The sequence below is a fragment of the Pseudomonas amygdali genome, assembly GCF_002699855.1.
GTDB lineage: Bacteria > Pseudomonadota > Gammaproteobacteria > Pseudomonadales > Pseudomonadaceae > Aquipseudomonas > Aquipseudomonas amygdali.
The window spans coordinates 1-24,639 of sequence record NZ_LKBW01000312.1; the positions used below are offsets into that span (position 1 = coordinate 1).

Annotated in this window: 20 protein-coding genes and 2 pseudogenes; 12 read left to right on the plus strand and 10 right to left on the minus strand. The window is 58.8% G+C overall.

Annotated features, from left to right (window positions below; translation table 11 throughout):
* Nucleotides 1–271: 271 nt before the first annotated feature.
* From AO277_RS25390 to AO277_RS25400, 3 genes are all read left to right on the plus strand, one after another.
* Complete coding sequence (locus AO277_RS25390) at nucleotides 272–1,489, plus strand: aldose 1-epimerase family protein (protein WP_044319077.1); 1,218 nt, start codon at nucleotides 272–274, stop codon at nucleotides 1,487–1,489.
* 158 nt (nucleotides 1,490–1,647) lie between these two features.
* The gene (locus tag AO277_RS25395; RefSeq protein WP_044319076.1) at nucleotides 1,648–2,325 is read left to right on the plus strand and encodes a type 1 glutamine amidotransferase domain-containing protein; all 678 of its coding nucleotides are present in this window, start codon (nucleotides 1,648–1,650) and stop codon (nucleotides 2,323–2,325) included.
* 126 nt (nucleotides 2,326–2,451) lie between these two features.
* On the plus strand, nucleotides 2,452–2,601 hold the full coding sequence (locus tag AO277_RS25400) for a hypothetical protein (RefSeq protein ID WP_002554136.1): 150 nt from the start codon (nucleotides 2,452–2,454) through the stop codon (nucleotides 2,599–2,601).
* Nucleotides 2,602–2,607: 6 nt separating this feature from the next.
* On the opposite strand, the gene AO277_RS25405 is transcribed toward AO277_RS25400, so the two are convergent.
* The 3 genes and pseudogenes from AO277_RS25405 to AO277_RS25415 all read right to left on the minus strand — a co-directional run bounded on the left by AO277_RS25405 (nucleotide 2,608) and on the right by AO277_RS25415 (nucleotide 6,054).
* Nucleotides 2,608–3,543 (minus strand): LysR family transcriptional regulator, encoded by a 936-nt coding sequence (locus AO277_RS25405; protein ID WP_044319078.1) that lies wholly within the window; start codon nucleotides 3,541–3,543, stop codon nucleotides 2,608–2,610.
* 77 nt (nucleotides 3,544–3,620) lie between these two features.
* A complete protein-coding gene (locus AO277_RS25410; protein WP_002554139.1) occupies nucleotides 3,621–4,838 on the minus strand; it encodes a cyanate transporter in 1,218 nt (405 codons plus the stop codon).
* 113 nt (nucleotides 4,839–4,951) lie between these two features.
* Nucleotides 4,952–6,054: pseudogene (locus tag AO277_RS25415) on the minus strand (MBL fold metallo-hydrolase).
* Nucleotides 6,055–6,248: 194 nt separating this feature from the next.
* On the opposite strand from AO277_RS25415, the gene AO277_RS25420 reads away from it, so the two are divergent.
* Complete coding sequence (locus AO277_RS25420) at nucleotides 6,249–6,863, plus strand: TetR/AcrR family transcriptional regulator (protein WP_044319074.1); 615 nt, start codon at nucleotides 6,249–6,251, stop codon at nucleotides 6,861–6,863.
* Between the two features lie 18 nt (nucleotides 6,864–6,881).
* Here the strand turns inward: AO277_RS25420 and fahA are convergent, their stop codons facing one another.
* Nucleotides 6,882–8,177: a fumarylacetoacetase gene (gene fahA / locus AO277_RS25425; protein WP_044319073.1), complete on the minus strand. Its 1,296-nt coding sequence runs from the start codon at nucleotides 8,175–8,177 to the stop codon at nucleotides 6,882–6,884.
* Nucleotides 8,174–9,481 (minus strand): homogentisate 1,2-dioxygenase, encoded by a 1,308-nt coding sequence (hmgA, locus tag AO277_RS25430; RefSeq protein ID WP_044319072.1) that lies wholly within the window; start codon nucleotides 9,479–9,481, stop codon nucleotides 8,174–8,176. The genes fahA and hmgA overlap by 4 nt, the downstream gene beginning before the upstream one ends.
* A gap of 138 nt (nucleotides 9,482–9,619) precedes the next feature.
* On the opposite strand from hmgA, the gene AO277_RS25435 reads away from it, so the two are divergent.
* A complete protein-coding gene (locus tag AO277_RS25435; RefSeq protein WP_044319071.1) occupies nucleotides 9,620–10,411 on the plus strand; it encodes an IclR family transcriptional regulator in 792 nt (263 codons plus the stop codon).
* Nucleotide 10,412: 1 nt separating this feature from the next.
* Here the strand turns inward: AO277_RS25435 and AO277_RS25440 are convergent, their stop codons facing one another.
* Nucleotides 10,413–11,984, minus strand: coding sequence for a sensor domain-containing diguanylate cyclase (locus AO277_RS25440; protein ID WP_044319070.1), 1,572 nt, complete (start codon nucleotides 11,982–11,984; stop codon nucleotides 10,413–10,415).
* A 356-nt stretch (nucleotides 11,985–12,340) separates the two neighbouring features.
* On the opposite strand from AO277_RS25440, the gene AO277_RS25445 reads away from it, so the two are divergent.
* Complete coding sequence (locus tag AO277_RS25445; RefSeq protein ID WP_031595840.1) at nucleotides 12,341–14,539, plus strand: putative bifunctional diguanylate cyclase/phosphodiesterase; 2,199 nt, start codon at nucleotides 12,341–12,343, stop codon at nucleotides 14,537–14,539.
* A 58-nt stretch (nucleotides 14,540–14,597) separates the two neighbouring features.
* On the opposite strand, the gene hppD is transcribed toward AO277_RS25445, so the two are convergent.
* On the minus strand, nucleotides 14,598–15,674 hold the full coding sequence (gene hppD / locus AO277_RS25450; RefSeq protein WP_031595842.1) for a 4-hydroxyphenylpyruvate dioxygenase: 1,077 nt from the start codon (nucleotides 15,672–15,674) through the stop codon (nucleotides 14,598–14,600).
* Between the two features lie 144 nt (nucleotides 15,675–15,818).
* Nucleotides 15,819–16,454, minus strand: coding sequence for a maleylacetoacetate isomerase (gene maiA, locus AO277_RS25455; protein ID WP_005744496.1), 636 nt, complete (start codon nucleotides 16,452–16,454; stop codon nucleotides 15,819–15,821).
* Nucleotides 16,455–16,613: 159 nt separating this feature from the next.
* On the opposite strand from maiA, the gene glcD reads away from it, so the two are divergent.
* From glcD to AO277_RS25475, 4 genes are read left to right on the plus strand one after another with little or no spacing between them, the layout of a single operon-like run.
* On the plus strand, nucleotides 16,614–18,113 hold the full coding sequence (gene glcD / locus AO277_RS25460; RefSeq protein WP_044319069.1) for a glycolate oxidase subunit GlcD: 1,500 nt from the start codon (nucleotides 16,614–16,616) through the stop codon (nucleotides 18,111–18,113).
* On the plus strand, nucleotides 18,113–19,171 hold the full coding sequence (gene glcE / locus AO277_RS25465) for a glycolate oxidase subunit GlcE (protein ID WP_044319068.1): 1,059 nt from the start codon (nucleotides 18,113–18,115) through the stop codon (nucleotides 19,169–19,171). The genes glcD and glcE overlap by 1 nt, the downstream gene beginning before the upstream one ends.
* Nucleotides 19,172–19,173: 2 nt before the next feature.
* Nucleotides 19,174–20,406, plus strand: a complete 1,233-nt coding sequence (glcF, locus tag AO277_RS25470) for a glycolate oxidase subunit GlcF (RefSeq protein ID WP_002554152.1) — start codon at nucleotides 19,174–19,176, stop codon at nucleotides 20,404–20,406.
* A gap of 35 nt (nucleotides 20,407–20,441) precedes the next feature.
* Nucleotides 20,442–20,849, plus strand: coding sequence for a heme-binding protein (locus AO277_RS25475; RefSeq protein WP_044319067.1), 408 nt, complete (start codon nucleotides 20,442–20,444; stop codon nucleotides 20,847–20,849).
* A 77-nt stretch (nucleotides 20,850–20,926) separates the two neighbouring features.
* Here AO277_RS25475 and AO277_RS25480 read toward each other — a convergent pair whose 3' ends face one another.
* Nucleotides 20,927–21,898, minus strand: coding sequence for a WD40 repeat domain-containing protein (locus AO277_RS25480; RefSeq protein ID WP_002554154.1), 972 nt, complete (start codon nucleotides 21,896–21,898; stop codon nucleotides 20,927–20,929).
* 328 nt (nucleotides 21,899–22,226) lie between these two features.
* A complete protein-coding gene (gene gntR / locus AO277_RS25485; protein WP_002554155.1) occupies nucleotides 22,227–23,243 on the minus strand; it encodes an HTH-type transcriptional regulator GntR in 1,017 nt (338 codons plus the stop codon).
* Between the two features lie 282 nt (nucleotides 23,244–23,525).
* Between gntR and AO277_RS25490 the strand changes: the two genes are divergently transcribed.
* Together AO277_RS25490 and AO277_RS25495 are read left to right on the plus strand one after the other, a co-directional pair.
* Nucleotides 23,526–24,014: a gluconokinase gene (locus tag AO277_RS25490; protein ID WP_099259154.1), complete on the plus strand. Its 489-nt coding sequence runs from the start codon at nucleotides 23,526–23,528 to the stop codon at nucleotides 24,012–24,014.
* Nucleotides 24,015–24,114: 100 nt separating this feature from the next.
* A pseudogene (locus tag AO277_RS25495) lies at nucleotides 24,115–24,582 on the plus strand (GntT/GntP/DsdX family permease); the annotation flags it as partial.
* Nucleotides 24,583–24,639: the final 57 nt, after the last annotated feature.

Here is a 24,639-nt window from a genome sequence, read left to right on the forward strand (position 1 = left end):
CATACCACTCCGCGTGGGAATGCAGTTCGTGACGCTCCGCGTCACACGCCGGTTCTGTGATGTAAGGTGAATTGGGGCTCGACTCAGGTCACCTTTTCGCCCCTCGGCGAGTTACTTCGATAACGTCGCACTCCGTGTCTTCAGTGCAATGGTGATTGAAAAGCGCTTTGCCTCGACTCGACCCATTGCTGAATCGATTAACTAGGCGTTAAATAGCTGTTGAAACGATATGCAGCACCATAATTCCAATAATTACAGAAGGACCACCACCATGAAATCCCTTCCCCTGCTCGTGGGCCTCGGTGCCCTCACAGCCGCTTCCGGTGTGTTTGCCTGGGATTATGTGCTGCTCGACACCGACAAGGCTGCGCAGAATCAGCAGATCACCAGTCAGCAGCTGGGCGTCAAGACCGACAAGCCGTTCACTGTCACGATGCGTACGCTGCATGGCGGTCGTCAGGAAGGCGTGAGCATTATCGATATCGATAATGGCACGATGAAGCTGTCAGTCGTCCCGACCCGTGGCATGAACGTGCTGCAGGCATCAGTCGGCGATGTGCGCATGGGTTGGGATTCGCCGGTCAAGGACGTGGTCAATCCGGCCTTCATCGAGCTCAATGGCCGCGGCGGGCTGGGCTGGCTGGAGGGTTTCAACGAACTGGTGACCCGTTGCGGATACGAGTGGGTGGGCCACCCGGGCATGGACAATGGCGAACTGCTGACCCTGCACGGTCGCGCTGCCAACATTCCGGCGAGCAAGGTGACACTGCAGATCGACGAAAAGCCGCCCTACGCGATCCGCCTCAAGGGTGAATTGAAGGAGCAGGCGTTCAAGAAGGTCGACTTCTCGGTGCAGACCGAACTGGTCACCGAGCCAGGCAGCACGAGCTTTTCGCTCAACGATACGCTGACCAACAATGGCGACTATCCGAAAGAACACCAGGCGCTGTACCACAGCAACTTCAGCACGCCGTTCCTCGAGCAGGGGGCGCGTTTCGAAGCGCCGGTCAAGCAGGTCTCGCCGTTCAATGAAAAAGCCAAGGGTGACCTGGGCGACTGGCAGACCTACCGCGCACCGACGCCGGATTACGACGAGACGGTCTACAACATCGTGCCCTACGGCGATGCCAAGGGTGACACGCTGACCGTGCTGCACAACAAGGCTGGCAGCCTGGGCGTGTCGGTCGGTTTCAATACCAAGCAGTTGCCGGTGTTCTCGCTGTGGAAAAACACCGACACCAAAGGCCAGGGCTACGTCACCGGACTGGAACCGGGGACCAGCTTCTCCTACAACCGCCGCTTCCAGCGCCCGCTGAATCTGGTGCCAACCATTGCGCCGAAAGAGCAACGCCAGTTCCAGATCAGCTACAGTCTGCTGGCTGACAAAGGTGCTGTCGACAAAGCCCTTGGGCAGGTCAAGCACATTCAGGACGGTCGCGAGACAGAAGTGCGCAAAGAACCGCTGGTGGATCTGACCAAGGAGCAATGATCCTCATCCGAAAACGCAGCGGTGAAACAGGGCCGGATGTCGACGCACGTCATTGTGTCGACATCCGGCCCTGCTCGTTCCGGCGGTAAAAAATTCTCACAACACTTGAGGTTTTTGCCTGTCTACACCCTCTCACCCCTTCGAAGACGAGCATGCACATGAAAATCCTGATGGTTTTGACATCCCATGACCAACTGGGCGACACCGGCAAGAAAACCGGTTTCTGGCTCGAAGAGTTCGTCGCGCCGTATTACGCGTTCAAAGAGGCCGGTGCCGACGTTACGCTTGTCTCTCCGAAAGGCGGTCAACCACCGCTGGACCCGAAAAGCGATGAGCCTGATGCTCAGACCGACGACACCAAGCGCTTCTCCAAAGATGCCGATGCGCAAAAAGCGCTCGCCAATACGGGCCTTCTGTCTGGCGTCAATGCGGCCGATTTCGATGCCGTGTTCTACCCGGGCGGTCACGGCCCGCTGTGGGACCTGGCTGAAGACAAGGACTCCATCGCGCTGATCGAGGCCTTTGCCAAGGCAGACAAGCCACACGGGATGGTCTGCCACGCACCTGGCGTATTGCGTCACGTAAAGTCGCCGGACGGCCAGCCGCTGGTCAAGGACCACCGTGTCACAGGCTTCACCAACAGTGAAGAAGAAGCGGTCGGCCTGACCAATGTCGTGCCTTTTCTGGTCGAAGACACGCTCAAGCAACTGGGCGGTGACTATTCCAAGGGCGACGACTGGGGCGTCTACGTGCTGACCGATGGCAAGCTGGTAACTGGCCAGAACCCGGCCAGCTCTGCGCAGGCGGCCAAAGACTTGATCACTCTGTTGAGCTGATTGATGTGCGCGGTTCAGCGTCCGACGCTAACAGCACCGGGCGATAAACCGCGCGTCATTTAAATCGAATCTTGCACCCGCCACACTGACCAATAACTACACCCCCCGACAAAAAGGAATACGGTCATGGCAGATGAATCCAAACGCGAAGACCTCGATCACAAACCGGAAAACGCCGGCAAGGTGGGCGAGAAGAACAAACAGCTCAATCAGCAGGGCGAACAGGCCCGACCTGCCACCTCACCCGACCCGCAGAAAGACAAGTCAGGCAACTGACACCCGTCAGAGCAAGCCGCGTTCGGCACACACCTTCACGACTTGTTCACGCAGCCAGCCGCTGGCTTCGTCTCGATCCGCTTGGGCGCTCCACAGCATGTCCAGGCTGAAGCCAGGCAGGTCCGGTGGCAGTTCGAATACGGAAATCCACGGTTCATTACCCAGCAGCGTCTGAATACGCCGTGGCAGAACCAGCATGAAATCGGTGCCTTCCAGCAATTGCAAGGCCGCCCGATAGCTGTTGGCCCGCGCGACAATGTTGCGCTCCAGACCCTGTCGCTGCAGCCAGCCATCCACCATGTTGGTGTCGGACGTCCACGGCGTCGGGTAGACATGACGGTGCTGGACGAAGGTTTGAGTGTCGATCAGGGCGCTGAGCGGCGCGAACCTGGAGTCCATGACGCAAACCAGATCATCCTCCATCAACACCTGCGAAATCAGACTGTCCGGGACTCGGTGAAAGCCAGGCCCGAAGCACAGGACGAGGTCAAAACGACCGTCGTTCAACTGCTCGGCAGGCAACTGCTTCTCAAGTTTTTGCACATTGACCGTCACCGAGAAACCAGCGGCAGCGAAGTCACGCATCAAATGCGGCAATACCAGCAGCTCGAAATACTCCGGCGCACAGACCGTGAAGGTCGTTTGTTTGCGAGTCGGGTCGAACAGATCGAGGCCGTCATGGCACAGATTGACCGAGCGGAGAATCTGCTGCACATGGTCGTGCATGGCCAATGCCTTGCGGGTCGGGCGCATGCCGTTGCGGGTGCAGATGAAAAGGTCGTCCTCGAAGTTCGCACGCAGCTTTTTCAGGCAGTAACTGACCGTCGACTGGCTGACATGCAACGCTTCCGCGACCAGGGTCAGGTTGCGCTGCTCATACACCGAGACAAAGACCATCAGGTCCTGCATGTCCAGCTTTCTCAGGGCATTACTGTTAAGCATCAAGGTATCTCGCTGGCGCTGTGACCAGGCGGTCAGGTCAACGCGCACAAGATAGCATCAAAATGCGATCATGCCGCCTATCTGCCAGTGATGACAGGTTCGCCGAGTGCGTCGCGCAGATGATCAGCATAACGCCGGGGGTCGAGTCGCACCACCATCAACAGCATGATCGCGACCAACGCCATCAGTGAACACCATGCACCCGCAAAGCTGCCCGTCAGGTCGCGGATTATTCCGGCAAACAGCGGCGACAGGCTGGCAATCAGATAACCCACGCCCTGCACGAATGCGGTCAGGCCGCCTGCCTGTCGAGGATCATCGGCATGGTCCATAGACACAATCAGGCTCATCGGAAACAAACCGCCGATCCCCAACCCCAGCAAACAGGTCCACAGCAGGCCCAGCCGCTGCGGCAGCAGAATCAGCCCGGCAAAACCGATCATCATCAACACCAGCAGCACCGCCAGCGCTACGCGTTTATCGCGACTGCGGTTAGCCAGCGCCGGAACCAGCAGACCCGATACGACCTCCATCAGGGTCAGAAAGCCCAGCAACAGGCCGGCATCCTGCTCGCTCCAGCCGTTCTCCAGATAATACGGCGCAAGCCAGGCCAGTACGCAGGTATAGGACGCAGTACCGAGGCCGAAGAAAACTCCCAGCATCCAGGCCCAAGGCGTGTGGAAGAAAGTCTGCCGGAGCCCTGCAGTGGTTGACGCATCGGAGCGCAATACGCGCCGCTGGGCAAACCAGAAGCACATTGCCAGAAGAGCCAGTAGTGACCAGACCGCCAGGCCGAAGCGCCAACTGCCACTGCTACCCATTACCACGGGGCTGAATGAAGCGGCCAGCGCGGCCCCGCCCATGATCGCAGTCACATACAAGCCCATGCACAAGGAGACATTGGCTTTGAAGCGCGATTTGATCAACGCGGGCATCAGCGCCTGAATCAAGGCAATACCCAGCCCCGCCAACACGACGCTGAAAATCAGTTCGACAGCAGAATCGAGAACCAGACGCGCCAGGGTTGCCAGGCCGATAAGCACCAGTGAAAGCAGGATGCTGCGATGCGTCCCCAGGTAACGCGCGATGCCGATGCCGAAAAACATCGCCAGCCCCATGGCCATGATCGGCAGCATGGTCAGCAATGACGCCATCCCGAAGCCCAGCGGCACCTCCAGACGAATCGCCGCAAGCAACGGACCGACCGCTGCCATCGATGGGCGCAGGTTGAGCGCCACCAGTACGATACTGACCATCAACCCCATATTCCGAACCGCCGAGCTACGCACCTGCATACCGTCACTATTACTTTCGATGATCAGGATTAGGCCGTGCGCGTGCTCATATGACAAATCAAAATCTGGGTGCTGCTATTTAAAAAATCAGTTCAGCAATGGCGCGGGCAGTTTCAGGCATTTTGCCGAGGGCATTTGCAGTTCGTTACTCGGCCGTGCTGCTCGGGCTCGGGTTCAGGCTCGGCAACTTCATCGACGCCGAGCCACCATGTCAAACCGCGACACGGGTATTGCACATAGAACGGCTGGCCCATCATCGGCGTGGTGATCGAGACATTCTGCTCCCAGGCCAGCGCCAGGATGCGATCGAACGGTTCGTGCCAAGCGTGCATCGATAGGTCGAAGGTGCCGTTGTGAATCGGCAGCAACCAGCGACCGCGCAGGTCCAGATGTGCCTGCAGCGTCTGCTCGGGTTGCATGTGCACATGCGGCCATTCGACGTTATAGGCCCCGGTTTCCATCAGCGTCAGGTCAAACGGTCCGTATTGCTCGCCGATGGTCTTGAAGCCATCGAAATAGCCGCTGTCGCCACTGAAAAAGATCCGCTGATCGCCGTCGATCATCACCCAGGACGCCCACAGGGTGCGGTTGCTGTCGAGCAGCGTACGCCCGGAAAAATGCTGCGAAGGCGTAGCGACAAATTCGATGCCCGCCACTTCGGTGGACTGCCACCAGTCCAGTTGGCGGACCTTGTGCGCGGGTACGCCCCATTCAATCAGCGTATCGCCTACACCAAGTGGTGCCAGAAAATGCTCGGTCTTGTCGGTCAGCGCCTTGATCGCCATACGATCCAGATGGTCGTAGTGGTTATGCGAAAGGATCACCGCCTTGATTGGCGGCAACTCTTCGAGGCTGATCGGCGGCTGATGAAAGCGCTGCGGCCCCGCCCACTGCACCGGCGACGCGCGCTCGGCAAACACGGGATCAGTCAGCCAGAACTGGTCGCGTAATTTGAGCAGGACCGTCGAATGCCCGAGGCGATACACCGTGTTGTTGGGCGCTGCCAGCAACTGCTGACGCGACAGCGGCTGCACCGGAATTTCGCCTGCGGGGCGCGTGTCCTTGGGCTTATTGAATGCCTGATCCCAAAAAATGCGGAGCGTTCGCAGCAGACTCGCCGGTTTCATCGTCGCATGATTCCGATATCGCCCCTCATGACGGGACAGGACAGGACAGGCAGTGAAGAAGCATCCTTTTTCTGATGTGTCGAGGCCATGGTTTGCTGACTCCTGGGAACAGGTTGAGGCACCAGCCGTGCATACTTTGTACGTGATCCCGTTGCAGGATGCTCGATGAAAGATATGTAACAGTGTTTTACACTACACGGTGTAGTTTTAAGCTTGCATGATCCTTGGCGACAAGTAAACTGCTGAGTGTAACTTTCTCTAAACGTCCGTTTGAAGCGAACCTATGACCGCACCCATGCGCCTCACCGATCAGAAACGCGAATCCATCGTCCAGGCAGCTATTGCCGAATTTGGCGATCGTGGTTTCGAGGTCACCAGCATGGACCGCATCGCTGCTCGGGCCGAGGTGTCCAAACGCACGGTCTACAACCATTTCCCCAGCAAGGAAGAGCTGTTCGCCGAGATGCTGCAGCGTCTGTGGAGCTGTGCCCCGCCGCAATCGGAAGTGATTTATCACCCCAATTTCGGTCTGCGCGAGCAACTTCGAGACCTGCTGTGGGGCAAGATGCACAACCTGACCAACAGTAATTTTCTCGACCTGGCGCGTGTCGTGGTGGGCGCTATAATTCACTCGCCCGAGCGTGCTCAAGTGTGGATGGCCCGTATCAATGAGCGCGAAGAAACCTTCAGCGCGTGGATCCGGGCGGCTCAGAAAGGCGGTCGCCTGAAGCCTGTCGACCCCGGTTTTGCGGCGACGCAGATGCACGCGTTGCTCAAGTCGTTCGCATTCTGGCCACAGGTAACCTTCAATGCCGCACTGCTCAACCCTCAGGAGCAAAGTGATGTGGTCGAGTCGGCGTTGAACATGTTTCTGGGCTGGTACGAAGTGACTCCCTGAGGCTTCTGATCCGGTTTTTCAGTCGAGTACGATGCCCCGGCACTCGCCAAAGCCAATCGACACCTGCCCTTCCCGATGACAACGGGCACGCAGGATGACCTCGTCGCCAGCTTCCAGGAATATGCGCTTTTCACCGTTGGGCAACGCCACTGACTGCTTGCCGCCTGCGGTCATCTCCAGCAGGCTGCCGTACTGACCTGTCTGAGGACCGGACAGCGTACCCGTGCCAAGCAGGTCGCCCGGTTGCAGCTTGCAACCGTTGACGCTGTGGTGTGCGACCATCTGCGCCACGGTCCAGTACATGTTCAGCGAGTTGCTCAGACCCAACCGGTAAGGCTCCAACCCCTCGGCCTTCATCTGCGCGGTCAGCAGCAGCACTTCCAGCTCGATGTCCAGCGCGCCACCCTGCTGATCATTCTGATCAAGCAGGTACGGCAGCGGCTGAGGATCGCCCTCCGGACGCAGTGGCTGGGGGCTGCGGAAGGGTATCAGCGCTTCGGCGGTTACCACCCAGGGCGAGATCGTCGTGGCAAAGCTCTTGGACAGAAACGGTCCCAGCGGCTGGTACTCCCACGCTTGAATGTCACGCGCCGACCAGTCGTTGAGCAGGCAGAACCCGGCGATGTGCTCCGCGGCGCGGTCAATCGCGATGGCATCGCCCTGCGCATTCCCCGGCCCGATCCACACACCCAGCTCCAGTTCGTAATCCAGGCGTTTGCAGGGACCGAAAACGGGAACGTCCTGACCCGGCGCAAGAGTCTGCCCATTGGGCCGCCGGACCGGCGTACCGGATGTGCAGAGGGTCGATGCCCGGCCGTGGTAGCCAATCGGCACATATTTGTAGTTGGGCAGCAGCGGATTGTCCGGACGGAACAGCTTTCCGACGTTCAGCGCATGGTGAATACCAACGTAGAAGTCAGAATAATCACCTACCCGCGCCGGCATGTGCAGGCTGCACTCGCTCATCGGCAGCAGCAAACCTGCAACGGCCTGCATACTGTCACGTTGCGGGTTGTCCGCATCCAGCAGTTGCAGCAATGCGCTGCGCAATGCCTGACGTGCTGGAGCGCCCAGTGCAAAGAAATCGTTGAGCTGGTCACGGCTGGCCACTTCGGCAGCTTCAGCGGCCTGCCCGTGAAAAACCGCGGCGGCTGTTGCTGCGCGCAGATCGACAATCAGATCGCCAATCGCCACGCCACCACGCGGGCCGGTAGTGCCATGGCTGAACACACCCAGCGGCAGGTTCTGCGACGGAAAATCAGCGTGCTCGTTGGCCGATGCCACCCAGCTACGACGATTGAGAGAGCCAGTCATCGGCGCGGTTCCTTGTTGAATGTCCTGGTCATGTCGTTCCAGCAGGCATCGTAATCGGCTTGCAGTTGCGGGCAGCCGAGCGCGTGGCGGCTGGGACGCAATACCTTGCCGGTCTCGAACATGAAAGCCATGGTGTTTTCGATTTTGTTCGGTTTCAGCTCGGCAGCAATGGCCTTTTCTGCCGTGACATTATCCGGGCCGTGCGCGCTCATGCAGTTGTGCAGCGAGGCGCCCCCGGGCATGAAGCCTTCAGCCTTGGCGTCGTAGGCGCCATCGATCAGGCCCATGAATTCGTTCATCAGGTTGCGGTGGAACCACGGCGGGCGAAAGGTATTTTCCGCCACCATCCAGCGCGGCGGGAATATAACGAAATCGATATTGGCCTGGCCGTGGGCGGCACCTGGTGAAGTCAACACAGTGAAAATCGATGGGTCCGGGTGATCGTAACTGACCGTACCGATGGTGTTGAAACGCCGCAGATCATACTTGTACACAACGTTGTTACCGTGCCAGCCCACCACATCAAAGGGTGAATGCTCCAGGTGTGTCGACCACAGTTCACCAAGGAACTTCTGCACCAGCTCCACCGGTTGCTGATTGTCTTCAAACCAGGCCACTGGCGTCAGAAAATCACGTGGATTGGCCAGCCCGTTACTGCCGATCGGACCAAGCTCCGGAAGGCGTAAGGCGCAACCGTGGTTCTCGCAGATGTAACCGCGGGCGCTGCTGTCGAGCAGTTGCACGCGAAACTTCATGCCTCGCGGCAAGACGGCGATTTCCAGCGGCTCGATGTCCAGCAGACCCAATTCGGTGATGATTCTGAGTCGCCCCTGTTGCGGCACAATCAACCATTCGCCATCGGCGCTGAAAAACGCACGCTGCATCGAAGTGTTGGCTGCGTATACGTAGACGCTCACACCGTCTGCCTGATCCGCGGCCGAGGTACTCGCCAAAGGGATCAGGCCGTCAATGAAATCGACAGTCTCGGCGGGGATATCGAAGGCGTTCCAGCGCAGCCGGTTGGGGTTGATCGGGCCCTGCTCCTGACCGGCGATCTGCCGACCCATGCGTTGGTAACGCGGATGGGCCGCCGAAGGTTTGATGCGATACAACCAGGTACGCCGGGCTTCGCTGCGCGCGACCGTGAAGGCAGTACCCGAGAACTGCTCGGCATAAAGCCCCAGCGGGTGCTTCTGCGGAGAGTTCTGGCCAATCGGCAATGCTCCGGGCAGCGCCTCGCTGCTGAACTGGTTGCCAAAGCCCGACTGATAAGCCATTGCGTCGGAACGGGAGTGGATAGCCATCTGGACCTCTTGTTGTTATGGGGTCGGGCAGAGACGGGTAAAACATCATTTAACGTAAAACGATTACGCATAACGTAATTTGAGTTTGCCAGCCGGTCAAGCTATAAAGCTGCCTTTCCCGATAGGCGCACAGCACCCATGACCCAGGACATCGAAAGCTCGACAGGCGGACGTCAGCAAAAGGTTCAGGCCGCCGAAGTTGGGCTGGGCGTGCTCAAGGCGCTGGCCGATCTGTCGCCCTCCACTTCCCTGTCGAAACTGGCCGAGCATCTGGGCATGCCTGCCAGCAAGGTTCATCGTTATCTACAGGCGCTGATTGCCAGTGGCTTTGCCGAGCAGGATGCTGTCAACAATCACTACGGGCTGGGGCGCGAAGCGTTGCTGGTCGGGCTGGCCTCACTCGGCAAACTGGACGTGCTGAAAGTATCGGCGCCGTGGCTGGCCAGCCTGCGTGATGAACTGAACCAGACGTGCTTTCTGGCGGTATGGGGCAACAAGGGGCCGACCGTGGTGTATGTCGAGCCCTCGATGGGTGCAGTGACGCTGGTGACGCAGATCGGCTCGGTGCTGCCGCTACTTGGCTCGTCCACCGGCCTGGTGTTCGACAGTTTTCTGAACGGGCGCGAAACCGCTGCGCTTCGCGAGCAGGAAGTCCCGTTGCTGAGCTCCGGCCAGCTGCGTGAGGTCGAGCAGCATGTCGAGCAGATTCGTACCACCGGCGTGCACCAGATTCAGGGCCTGCTGATGCCGGGTATCAATGCAGCCTCGTCACCGCTGTTCGCCATGGGCAACAAGCTGGTAGGCGTGATCACCGTGGTCGGGCCGGGATCGGTGTTGAACGACGAGACGCAGAATCTGGCGGCCAGACGGCTTTTGCAAACGGCGCAGGCCATCAGCGAGCGTATGGGCGGTAGCCGTCCGTCAGACTGACTCAGGAAGAGGCGGTTGATACCCAAGCAAAATGGCTCGCTCCATGCCAGCCGTGAATCAGCCGACCTTCGACGCGGTTACGCCCTCTGGTTTTGGCCAGGTAAAGCAGCCGATCCGCTTCCGCCAACGCGGCGGTATGTCCATCCTTCTCTGCTGCGTTGATCGACACCACGCCCGAGCTGATGGTCAGTTTGCCCAGCGGGCTGGCCGAGTGCTCTATACGATTGGTTTCAACGGATGATCTGATTTTTTCCGCGATCTTCAGCGCCCCTGCCAGGTCGGTTTCAGGCAGCAGAATGACAAACTCTTCGCCGCCGTAACGTGCCGCGATATCCCCAGCCCGGTCAAGACTGTTGCCTATGAGCCCAGCCACTTGCTTCAGGCAGTCGTCTCCCTGCTGATGACCGTAGGTGTCGTTGTATTGTTTGAACCAGTCAATATCCAGCAGAATGATCGCGATAGTTGCAGTATTCCGGCTCGCCCGCCCCCACTCCTGCTGCAAGGCCGCATCGAAGCAGCGTCGATTGGCCAGGTGCGTGAGGCTGTCCGTGTGAGCGATGATCTCCAGCTCGTTCCTGGCGATGTTCAGTTCACCTTCCGCATTGATCAACTGCTGGATTTGCCGGTACAGCAGGACGCCAAGCAAAACCAGCGCAAGGATAATAATGCCGGTGATGGTCATGGACCGGTATGCATAGGCCCACCAGGGCGCGAACACATGCTGACAGGAGACGCCTGCAGCGGCGACGATCGGCAACCCGGACACCCGCCGATAGGCGTAGATCCTTTCCACCCCGTCCACCACGGAGTTGATCAACGCGGTGCCGCTGTCGCTGTAGGGCAGATAGCGAGTGAAGATATCGCCCTTGGCGACATTGGTGGTCATCAGTGCGGTTAATGTGGGGCGCCGCGCCAGCAGGTCGCCATTGTTCAGAGCGAGAAAGATCACCCCCTTGTCGTCTACATCCATGCGCTGGAAAAAAGCCTGGAAATAAGCCACCGGCACGGTGGCCAGTGCAACGCCAGCAAAACTGCCATCCGCAGCATTGATACGCCGACTGACCGGGATGACCATATCCCCGGTATTACGGCTTTCTACGATAGACCCCACATGAATGGACGGGTCAGGGTTATCGCGATGGTAAATGAAGTAATCGCGGTCTTCGTTGTTTCTGGTGTGCACTCCGTTGGCAAAGGAATTGGCGACCCAGTTGCCCTGAGCATCGTAGATGAACAGCCCTTGAAGCCCTTTGACGTTTATCAGGTCTTGAGCCATCAGCCTGGTCAAGCGGCTTTGCTGCTGGCCTGCGACCCCGTCCTGTTCCACACGCTCGACAAGGTCACGCAGCGTATTGTCAGCCTGTTGCAGGGTGTCCTGAGCCTGCTGCTCAGCGGCAAGCACGATATTGGACACCGCAATCCTGGCGGTGGCCGCGCGCTCGAGCTTCGACTGGTTCATCTGCCAGACGGTAGCCAGGGTCAGCGATAGACAGACCAGGGCAATGAAGCCGATCAACGCTTTGCTGAGCGCCGAAGGTGTAAGCCTCGTCGAAATAAAGGAAAGCCGTTTCATAGGGTTGTCATCAAATTGGCAGTGAACCCCGCCATGCAGTTTCCATACCTTAGCGCCACTAACCCGAACACGTTGTTACACCGAGGTCACGCGGGGCTTAGTTGAATGAATGCCCCGCAGGCTAGTTGCTCAAGAAGTCATTACAGGTATTCGGTTTTTTGACGATACAGCTTCTAAGCTGCTAGAGGCAGCTACCGATACACTACTGTGAGAGGTGCTGCAATGTATCGAACTTTGCTTTTCCGGCATGGCGCAAGCGCGTGTTGGCAGGGTGTTTTCACCGATGCCGGCACAGCGGCATTGTACATCGATCGCTTCGAGTTTCAGGCGCGATCAGCTTATAGCGATGACCTCAAATGAGTACTTACCCAGTCGGCGATGACGACGAAGAGCGTATTCGGATTTTGAATGCTTTTTCGTTGATGGATACCCCACCTGAGCACGAATACGATCAGATCGTGCAAATGGCATCGCGGATTTTCGATGTGCCCATTGTGCTGATTTCGCTGGTTCATCGCGATCGGCAATTCTTCAAGGCGCGTATCGGCCTCGATGTCTGCGAAACGGGCCGTGACGTCTCATTCTGTAATTTTGCGCTCATGGGCCGTAACGTTTTTCTGGTGCCTGATGCATTGCAGGATGAGAGATTCAGCTCAAACGCCTTGGTAGTAGGCGCTCCCTATATTCGCTTTTATGCCGGGGCGCCGCTGATAACCGCCAGCGGTCATGTGCTGGGCAGCCTGTGCCTGATCGACAATAAACCTCGGGAGACTTTCTCGCAGCGAGATCAATTGGTTCTTAAGGATCTGGCGGTCATAGTCATCGAAAGAATGGAGTTGCGTCGGCTTGCGCTTGAGAATGAAGACAGCCACGCCCGCTTCATGAATATCACCTCGACTTCACCCGACGCGATTATCTGCTCGGACAGCAAAAACCGGATCATCTCATGGAACAACTCGGCCGAGCTCATTTTCGGACATCGATCCGAGGACGCCCTGGGAAAGCCTCTCGACATTATTATTCCGCCAGAAATGCGCTCCAGGCATCATGCAGGTTTGTCGAGGGTGGCGTCAGGCGGCCCGACATTCATTATCGGAAAATCCATTAACCTGACGGCCATACATCGCGACGGTCATACAATCCCGATCGAGCTTTCGCTCTCACAATGGACGTATGCCGGCGAGCCACAATTCGGGGCGATCATTCGTGACGTCACCCAGCGTGTCGAGGCGGACAAATTACTCAAGCATGCGGCTGAATACGATCATCTGACCGGGCTTGCCAATCGATCGACACTCAAAAGGCGGATCAAGGAGGCGTGCGATGCGCAGCTGCCAGCAGCTATCCTGCTGATCGATCTGGACGGTTTCAAGGACGTCAACGACACGCTGGGCCACGCTGCGGGCGATTTTGTGCTCAAGGTGACCTCTCAGCGTCTTCGCGAACACGTACCGGCCTGCCATATGGTCGCCCGTCTGGGCGGCGATGAGTTTGTCGTTTTCCTGTCAGACACGGCAGACCCTGACAACGCAACCAGGCTGGGCCTGGCGCTCATAGCGGTCATCGAGGAGCCGATTGAGTTTGAAGACAATTCAATCTACATCGGTGCCAGCATCGGCGTCTCCGTAAGGTCCGGCTCCGACTACGACGAGGAGCAAATGCTCGGCAATGCGGATCTGGCGCTCTACCAGGCCAAGTCTGACGGACGCTCCCTTGTTCGCACCTTCACCTCCGAGCATCGACAGACCGCGTCAAGAAGAGGCGCGCTCAGCTCATCGATGCGTCAGGCGTGGGCCAACAAAGAGTTCGAGCTGTACTACCAGCCTCAGGTACGACTTGCGGACGGTCGTATTACCGGAGCCGAAGCCCTTATACGCTGGAACCATCCGACACTGGGTGTGGTGTCTCCGGCGGTTTTTCTACCTGCACTGGAAGCGGGTCTTCTCGCGGTACCGGTGGGCGAATGGATCCTGCGCTCAGCCTGTGAGCAGGCAGCGCAATGGCAAAACACCGGCTGTGACGAATTTCGCATCGGCGTCAATCTGTTCGCCGCTCAGTTTCGCATGCGTGACTTTGCCGAAATGGTTGAAAGTGCGCTTGAAGACTTTTCCTTGCCGGCACACTCACTTGAGCTGGAGATCACGGAAAACATCATCCTGCGAAACGAACAACGCATTATGGAACCGTTGCGCCACCTTCGCTCATTGGGTGTGGGCATTGCATTCGACGATTTCGGTACCGGCTATGCGTCCCTGAGCCTGCTGAAAGACTATCCGGTGACACGGCTGAAAATTGACCGCTCATTCGTAAGTGGCGTGGAGCGCAGCAAGAAAGACGAAGTCATCATTGAGGCCGTTATCAGGCTGGCGAACGGCTTCAATCTCCAGGTCACGGCAGAAGGCATAGAAACCCGCGAGCAGGAAAGTCTGATGCGCCATTATGTGTGCGACGAGGGTCAGGGCTATTTGTATGGTCGTCCCATGCCAGCGCATGAATTTACCGAGCGTTATATCTCGTCTCTCAATCGACAGGCTGACGTGCTCAAGCACAAATGACTCAGAACGAGCCTGAGCAGGCTCGTCTGATCGCAAGGCGGACACTTCCGGTTATCGCTCAATCCGGCGTCAGTACGCCACGCTGTATCTGGTCACGCTCGATGGATTCGAACAGCGCCTTGAAGTTGCCTTCGCCAAACCCGTCGTCGCCCTTGCGCTGAATGAATTCGAAAAACACCGGGCCCATCAGCGTTGCGGAGAATATCTGCAACAGCAAGCGACGCTCGCCTCCTTCGGAAGAGCCATCGAGCAGAATACCGCGTGACTTGAGCTCGGCCTCCGGCTCACCGTGATCGGGCAGTCTTCCCTGAAGCATTTCGTAGTAAGTATCCGGCGGCGCCGTCATGAAACGCATGCCGGTTTCCTTCAGCGCGTCCCAGGTCTTGATCAGGTCATCGGTAAAGAACGCCACATGCTGAATGCCTTCGCCGTTGAACTGCATCAGAAACTCTTCGATCTGCCCGGCGCCCTTGGACGACTCTTCGTTCAGGGGAATCCGGATCATGCCATCCGGGGCGGTCATGGCCTTTGAGGTCAGACCGGTGTATTCGCCCTTGATGTCGAAATAGCGCAGCTCGCGGAAGTTGAACAGCTTTTCATAGAAACCTGCCCAGTACGCCATGCGCCCGCGATACACGTTGTGGGTCAGGTGATCGATGAATTTAAGGCCGGCACCGACCGGGTGGCGATCAACGCCTTCGATGAAGTTGAAGTCGATGTCGTAAATCGAGGTGCCTTCACCGAAACGGTCTATCAGGTACAGCGGCGCGCCACCGATGCCCTTGATGGCGGGCAAGCGCAATTCCATGGGGCCGGTGGCGATTTCCACCGGTTGTGCGCCCAGTTCAAGTGCCCGGTTGTAGGCCTTTTGCGCGTCTTTCACGCGGAACGCCATGCCGCATACAGAAGGGCCATGTTCGGCGGCAAAGTATGAGGCCAGACTGTGCGGCTCGTTGTTGAGGATCAGGTTGATCGCGCCCTGACGATACAGTGTCACGTCCTTGGAGCGATGGGTTGCGACTTTGGTGAAACCCATCATCTGAAACACAGGCTCCAGGCTGTTGGGGGTCGGTGACGCGAATTCGATGAATTCAAAGCCCATCAGGCCCATGGGGTTTTCGTAGAGATCAGCCATGACTGGCTCCTTGCAGGAAAAGTGAGAGTGGTTAAACCAGCGCAATCACTGTCCTGCGGGCGGCGCACACGGGATCCCTCGCACGCTGCGCGCGAGAAAATCACCGAATATCAGTTGCAGACCAAGAATCTTCATGAGGGCAGCCTACTCCGGCTTGTCCGATTGTGCATCAGGGTGTGCCTGTTGAAAGGCCGGATGTTGCATGGCCAGACGCTCGACCCGCTGGATACGCGGGTATGCACTCAGTTGGACGTTGTAGCGATGGGCTGCATACAGCTGTGGTAACAGGTAAATATCCGCAAGGCCGGGGCTCGTACCAAAACAGAAACCATCCTTTTCGATCAACTGCTCGACGGCCTGCAAACCTTCGCCGATCCAGTGCTCGATCCAGCTCAGAATAGCGGGTTCGTCGTGACCCAGACCGCGTAACCGGTTGAGCACCGAAACGTTGTGCAAGGGGTGAATGTCACAGCCGACCAGCGCCGCAACGGCCCGCTGGCGCGCACGCAGAACAGCATCCTGCGCCAGTAACGCAGGCTGCGGGTAGCACTCTTCCAGGTATTCAATGATCGCCAGTGACTGGGTGATGACCACGCCATCGTCCAGCCTCAATGCAGGCACCCTGCCCTGCGGGTTGACCGCCTTGTAGCCGGGTGTGCGCTGCTCGCCGCCATCAAGCAGCAGGTTGACCGGGATCGCAGCGTAATCCAGCCCTTTTAGGGCCAACGCAATACGCACACGGTAACTTGAGGTCGAGCGGTAGTAAGTGAATAGGTCCACGGAAGTCGCCTGCCTGACGCACGGGTGCTGTGTTTATTATTTTCGTAACAACATTACGTAATGCGTAAATTGCGCGATCCGCCTGACGCTGTCAACTCAAGCCTTGTGCTGAATGAGCTAGGATGCATTAACCCGATAAAAACAACGCTGGGTGCCTGCATGAATATTCTTTATGACGAACGCATCGACGGCGCGCTGCCCGCAGTCGACAAGCAGCAATTGCTGCACGAGATACGACGCCAACTGCCCGACCTGGACATTCTGCACCGCGCCGAAGAGCTTCGGCCCTACGAGTGCGACGGGTTATCGGCCTATCGCACCACGCCGATGCTGGTGGTGCTGCCACGGCATGTCGAAGAAGTGCAGACGCTGCTCAAACTGTGCCATGCGCATCGCGTGCCGGTGGTCGCTCGCGGCGCGGGCACCGGGTTGTCGGGTGGCGCACTGCCACTGGAGAAAGGCGTGCTGCTGGTGATGGCGCGCTTCAATCAGATCCTCGCTATTGATCCGGCTGCTCGTCTGGCGCGGGTCCAGCCCGGCGTACGCAACCTGGCCATTTTCCAGGCAGCAGCACCCCACGGTCTGTATTACGCACCCGACCCTTCCTCGCAAATCGCCTGTTCCATCGGCGGCAACGTGGCAGAAAATGCAGGCGGCGTGCATTGCCTCAAATACGGACTGACCGTGCACAACCTGCTCAAGGTCGAGATACTGACCGTCGAAGGCGAGCCAATGACCCTGGGCAGCGACACGCTGGACTCACCGGGCTTCGACTTGCTGGCACTGTTTACCGGCTCCGAAGGCATGCTCGGTGTCATTACCGAAGTCACGGTCAAGCTGTTGCCCATGCCGCAGGTGGCCAAAGTGCTGCTGGCGGCGTTCGATTCCGTGGAAAAAGCCGGCGGTGCGGTGGCCGATATCATTGCCGCAGGCATCATCCCCGGCGGGCTGGAGATGATGGACAATCTGGCGATTCGTGCCGCCGAGGATTTCATTCACGCAGGCTATCCGGTTGATGCAGAAGCCATCCTGCTTTGCGAGCTGGACGGGGTCGAAGCCGATGTACATGCCGATTGCGAACGGGTTCGCGAGGTATTGACACTGGCTGGCGCGACCGAAGTGCGTCAGGCGAAAGACGAGGCCGAACGGGTGCGCTTCTGGGCTGGGCGCAAGAACGCCTTCCCCGCCGTGGGCCGTCTGTCACCGGATTACTACTGCATGGACGGCACTATCCCGCGACGCGAGTTGCCAGGGGTATTGCGCAGCATCAAGGAGTTGTCAGCTCAGTACGGCCTGCGCGTGGCAAATGTGTTCCATGCTGGCGATGGCAACATGCACCCGCTGATCCTGTTCGATGCCAATCAACCGGGTGAGCTGGAGCGCGCCGAGGCGCTGGGCGGCAAGATCCTTGAGCTGTGCGTCGAGGTCGGCGGCAGCATCACCGGCGAGCACGGTGTCGGTCGCGAGAAGATCAACCAGATGTGCGCGCAGTTCAACAGTGACGAACTGACTTTTTTCCATGCCATCAAGGCCGCATTCGACGCCAGCGGCCTGCTCAATCCCGGCAAGAACATCCCGACCCTGCATCGCTGCGCGGAATTCGGTGCCATGCATATTCATGCCGGGCAATTGCCGTTTCCCGAACTGGAGCGCTTCTGATGAGCGAGATGGACAAAGACGTCAGCCAGGCTCTGCTCGAACGGGTCGATCAAGCGCTACGGGACAGCACTCCGTTGCGTATTCAGGGTGGCAACAGCAAGGCCTTGCTTGGCCGTGAGACAGCAGGCGAGGTGCTCGATACCCGCGAACACCGTGGCATCGTCAGTTACGACCCGACAGAACTGGTGATCACCGTCCGCGCTGGTACGCCGCTGAGCGAGCTGATGCAGGTGCTGGACGCCGCAGGCCAGATGCTGCCCTGTGAAGCGCCCGATTTTGGCTGCGCAACGCTCGGCGGCATGGTCGCCGCAGGACTGTCGGGCCCGCGCCGCCCCTGGAGCGGGTCGGTGCGTGATTTCGTGCTGGGCACCCGGGTCATCACCGGCCTCGGCAAGCATCTGCGCTTTGGCGGCGAAGTCATGAAAAACGTTGCAGGCTATGACGTTTCACGCCTGATGGCAGGCAGTTTCGGCTGCCTTGGGGTGCTGACCGAGGTGTCGCTCAAGGTGCTGCCCAAACCGCGTTTGTGCAGCAGCATCGCGTTGCAGATGGACAGCTCGCAAGCCTTGGCCCGCCTCGCTGAATGGGGTCAGCAACCTATGCCTATCAGCGCAGCCAGCCACGACGGTCAAGTGCTGCGCCTGCGTCTTGAGGGCGGCGAAGGCTCGGTGGCAGCAGCCCATGAGAGGCTCGGTGGCGAAGTGTTCGATGGCGCTTACTGGCAGCAGTTGAATGAGCAGCGCCTGCCCTTTTTTCTGGACCCGCGACCTTTATGGCGGCTCTGCGTACCTGCCCAAAGCGCCGTACTGGAACTGCCAGGCGAGCAACTGCTCGACTGGGGCGGCGCACAACGCTGGCTGAAATCCGACGCAGACGGCGAAACCATTCGAGCGATCACCACGGCGGCTGGCGGGCATGCAACCTGCTACAGCCAGGGCGTTGTCGACAACCCGTTCCAGCCGCTGGCCGCACCTGTACTGCGTTACCACCAGGCCCTCAAGGCCCGGCTCGACCCGCAGGGCATTTTCAACCCCGGCCGACTGTACGCGGAGTTTTAAGCATGCAGACCACATTGAGTGAACACGCCAGAACCCTGCCCCGCGCCGAAGAGGCCGAACACATCCTGCGCAGTTGCGTGCATTGCGGTTTCTGCAATGCCACCTGCCCGACCTATCAACTGTTGGGTGATGAGCTGGACGGCCCGCGCGGCAGGATCTACCTGATCAAACAGGTGCTCGAAGGCCAGCAAGTCACCGAAAAAACCCGCTTGCACCTGGACCGCTGCCTGAGCTGCCGCAACTGCGAAACCACCTGCCCGTCCGGCGTGGATTATCACAACCTGCTGGACATCGGCCGTGCAGCGGTTGAGGCCCTGGTGCCCCGCCCGCTTGGCCAGCGGTTGCTGCGTGAAGGCCTGCGCCAGGTAATTCCCAATGCTGGACTGTTCCGTTTGCTGACCGGAATGGGCATGAAGTTCAGGCCCTTGTTGCCGCAGACACTGGCAACCAAACTGCCTGCAACAGTCCATGCTGCCGGGCTGCGGCCGACCACTCGTCATGCGCGTCAGGCGCTGCTGCTTGATGGTTGCGTGCAGCCAGGTCTGTCACCTAATACCAACGCTGCCACGGCACGCGTGCTTGATCGTCTGGGCATCGGTATTACTGCGGTCAGCAAGGCCGGATGCTGCGGCGCCGTGGATTACCATCTGAATGCACAGGAGGCAGGTCTGAACCGGGCGCGGCGCAACATCGACGTCTGGTGGCCCGCGCTCGAAGGCGGTGCCGAAACCCTCATCCAGACGGCCAGCGGTTGCGGTGCATTCGTCAAGGACTACGGCCATTTGCTGCGCCACGACCCAGCCTATGCAGACAAGGCCGAGCGCATCAGTGCGTGCACAAAGGATCTGGTCGAAGTACTGCGTGACGAGCCGCTGGAAACCCTGGGCATCAAGGTCGACACGCGACTGGCGTTCCACTGCCCATGCACCTTGCAGCACGCACAGAAACTCGGTGGTGAAGTGGAACGCGTACTGACTCGTCTAGGCTTCAACCTGACCCAGGTGCCGGACGGCCATTTATGCTGCGGCTCTGCCGGCACCTATTCAATCACTCAGCCGGCCTTGGCCCGTCAATTGCGCGACAACCGCATGAACGCGCTGGAAAGCGGCAAACCTCAGGTCATCGCCACCGCCAATATCGGTTGTCAGACTCACCTGGCCAGCGCCAACCGAACTTCGGTACGGCACTGGATCGAGCTGATTGATGAAGCGCTTGGTACTCCAGAATCTCGCTGAACTCCTATCCAATAACCAATGCTCCGGAGCAACCCATGAAAATCAAAGCCGTCCTTACCCAAACCGAAGTGAGCCTGATGCTCGGTGCCGCACGCGACGAGGCCCAGGCCAATGGCTGGGCTGTGGCCATCGCGGTCGTTGATGACGGCGGCCATCTGCTCGCATTCGAACGACTGGACGAGGCGTCGCCGATCAGCAGCTATATCTCGATCGAAAAAGCCCGTACCTCGGCACTCGGCAAACGTGAGTCCAAAGGTTACGAAGAAATGGTCAACGGCGGGCGTACGGCATTTCTCAGCGCCCCGCTGCTGACCTCGCTGGAAGGCGGCGTTCCGGTCATCGTCGACGGTCAGGTGATTGGCGCGGTGGGTGTTTCCGGCGTTAAGGCCGAGCAGGATGCACAAGTGGCCAAGGCCGGCATCGCGGCGCTGAATGCTGACTGACAGCGCAAGCCCCAATGACTAAAGACAACCGACCACTGCGCCTGCGTCATCCGCCGTGGCAGGTTTGGCAGGCGCACCTACAGCCTGTAGATCGAAATCCAGCTCATGTCCGGGTGGGAGGAGTAGATATACGTACCGGTCCTGTTGAGTACTGCGCCGCCCACCGAAGGAAAATAGGCGATACAGGTGGCGATTCCCTTCACAGTGTCGATCCGGTAGACGTCGTAATTGCAGGTGTAGATCGCATACACATAGCGCTCATCCGGCGTGACGCCTATGACTTTTACCGGATAGCCCTGGGTACCTATCTTCTCCCGATAAAACATTTTGTTGGTGGCGGCATCGATAATGTACACCTCGTCGATTCCGCCCACGTACAGCCAGGCGCCATCGGAACTGAAGGCCATCGACCGCGGATCTGAAAATCCGGGAATATCATGCTGCAGGTAATCCACCCTGCTGATTGCAAGAACATCGGTGGGTGCCGTCCGGTCGACCAGCATCGTTGCGTAAAACCGGTCATTCAGGGGGCTGATCCCGAGGGCCAGCGACGCATTGGTCAGGGCACCCAGATCAAACTCGTTTTCGACCGTGTAGTTCTCGGTCTCGATCAGGCGGATAAGCCCGCCAAGCGCATTCTGAAAGGACAGGCAGATAAAACGGCCATCCGGGCTGCACAGGATACGGTTGACGTTGGCAGCCGGAAGTATCCTGATGACCTCCCGCAAGCGCGTGTCCACCACGTAGCACCTCTTCTGGCCAATGGTGTAAAGCCGTTTCCCATCGGGGCTCAGGGTAATCGCACCCGCGCCTGCCCGCTTGATACTGCCGACCACGCTTGCACTGGCGATGTCGACCACGCTGACTTCGCGGCCACTCTCATGAGCGACATACAGCGTAGTTTCATCGGGACTGATAACGATCTCAGCGGGTACAAAGCCCAGCGGGATAATGCCGGTCAACCACGCGATGTCCAGAGGGACTCCTGAACCGACCGGGTCTGCGATGTGAGTCAGAGCTCTAACGTTTTGAGATGCTTTTTTTTGCATTTCTCTCACCCTTCAATAGGTCTTGTAAGACCGCCAGGACGGGGAATAGATAAGAAGATATATCCCCGTCATCCAACGATGCGGCCAAGACACTTATGCCGCTCCGATCCAAAAACGTAGGGTCATTGAATACTCAACACGAGGGGATGGGTACTGTCAGAAATAACAGTCCAGACGCACCGAAACCGTCCGAATGAGGGTATCAGCAGCGTTGCAGGACAGGGCCGTCGGGCACTCCAGCCCAGCGTCGGGAAAGCCCGGAGCGCAACGACCACTGGTCAGCGTGATGGCCAGGGGGGAAGCATGCAGGGATGGCCTTAATAAATACTCAGGAGCTTTCCCGTACCACCAGCTCAAACCCCAGATCCACCTGCGAATGCTGCGTGACCCCGTCGAGCAGGCCCAGCAGCAGCTGTGCCGCGCGCTGCCCGACTTCCTCCCTGGGCGTGCGTATCGAGGTCAGGCGCGGCACCATGTGGGCAGAACCGGGCAGGTCATTGAAGCCCACCAGCGATACGCGTTCGGGAATGGCGACGCCCAGACGCAAAGCCTCAAGGGCAGCGCCCTGCGCGAGGTCGTCATTGCAGAAAAAAACTCCGTCGACATCCGGATGTTGCTCCAGCAGGCGGGCAAACAACTCACCACCCAGGCCAATCGAGGACGACTGAGGCGTCGAGACCTGCAGCTCGGGGTCGAACAGCCCGGCGTTCTCCAGCACTTGGCGAAACCCGGCCCCGCGCTGCAATACGCGAGGGTCGAGCTGAGCGGCCATGTAAGCCAGTCGGCGACGACCACGCCCCAGCAGATGGCGTGCGGCTTCTGCTCCGGCCTGCTGTTGCGAGAAGCCGACGCAATAGGTACCCAGTCGCGTATCGAGCTCCATCATGTGCACGCAAGGCACGCCGCTGGTTTCAAGCATCTGGCGCGACGCTGCGGTGTGATCGAAACCGGTCAGCAGAATACCGCGCGGACGATTGACCAGATGGTTGCGCAGCAGTTTCTCTTCCTCATCGGGCGAGTAGTGATAGTTGCCGATCACCACGTCCAGACCGCGGATGCGCAACACGTCCTGAATGGCCTCCAGCGTCTCGATAAACAACTGGTTGGAAAGTGAAGGCACCAGCACAACGACGGTCTGGCTGCAGGAAGAGGCCAGCGCCCTGGCTGCAGAATTTGCGACATAGCCCAGGGTCTGTGCCGCAGCGCGGACCTTTTCCGCCAGCTCCGGCGCAACAGTGGTAACGCCGCGCAGCGCCCGGGAGGCCGTGATCGGCGACACGGCGGCAAGCCTCGCCACCTCATTGAGCGTAGGGCGACCAGTAGAGCGGGAACCAATGCGGATCATGCGTTGCCAACTAACATAGGGGTTGCCAAATGTGTCGAATGCCCCATAAGGTAGCGCTGTCTCATGGAAGGTGACAATGCTTTATCGCTGGTTTCACATAGGCCACCCGGTCAGGGTCGCCGCGGAGAACAGCCTCCAATGCTTATTGATGAGCCCAAAACAACGACAAAAACTGGAACAGCCCGGGCTGAGCCTGATGTCCACCGGACAAAGACAGCGCTGTCTCCAGATGAGGTGCCTACTGTGACAACTGCGAATACTGCTATTTCCGCCCTTGTGGTAATGGGTGTCTCTGGCTGCGGCAAAAGCGCCGTCGGTGCCGAGATCGCCCGCAACAGCGGCGGTCGCCTGATCGAAGGCGATGCGTTCCACCCTCCCGCCAATATCGAAAAAATGAGCGCCGGAACCCCTCTCAATGATGACGACCGGGCCGGCTGGCTGACCCGCCTGGGCGAAGAGATGGCTGCTGCCCTGGCAAACGGTGAGCACCCTGTGCTGACCTGCTCCTCACTCAAGCTTATCTATCGCCAGCGTCTGCGCGATGCCGTACCCGGCCTGGGTTTTGTTTTCCTGGAACTTACCAAGGAACTTGCCGCCGAACGTTGCTCGCACCGGCCGGGGCATTTCATGCCCGCCAGTCTGGTGGACAGCCAGTTCGCAACCCTTGAGCCGCCTTACGGCGAGCCGCTGACGTTGATCGTCGACGCATCGCAGCCTATCGATGTCATCGGTGAACAAGCCGCAGCATGGTGGAAAGACTACCACGCCTGATAAAGGCGTGAGCGCAGAAGACAGCGCTGTCTTGCGTACACACGATATTAACGTCGGCGCTGTTAACAGCTCCTTAAAACAATAAACCGGAGAAACACCCATGTTCGGTATGACCCATGAGACGTTCCTGCTCGTCGATGCGCTGGTGACCATCGTCGGCCTTGTACTGTTGATCACCACCTTCAAGGTACACCCTTTCGTCGCGCTGACCCTGGCGGCAGGCTTTCTTGGCCTGACCTCGGGGATGCCGGTTGAAAAAGTCATGAAATCGTTTCAGGACGGCTTCGGCGGCGTACTGGGGTTCGTCGGTATCATCCTCGGCCTGGGCACCATGCTCGGCAAGCTGATGGCGGACTCGGGCGGCGCGGACCAGATTGCGCAAACGTTGATACGCACCTTCGGCAAGCAGAAAGTGCACTGGGCCATGATGTTCTCGGCCTTTCTGGTGGGCATCCCGCTGTTCTTCGAGATCGGCTTTGTGTTGCTGATCCCGTTGGTGTTCATTGTTGCCCGTCGCACCGGCGTATCCATCGTCAAGATCGGCATTCCATTGCTGGCAGGCCTGAACCGCCCCGGGTTTCTCGGAGACCCTTTTGTTTGAGTCATGCCACCTGGGCAGACTCGG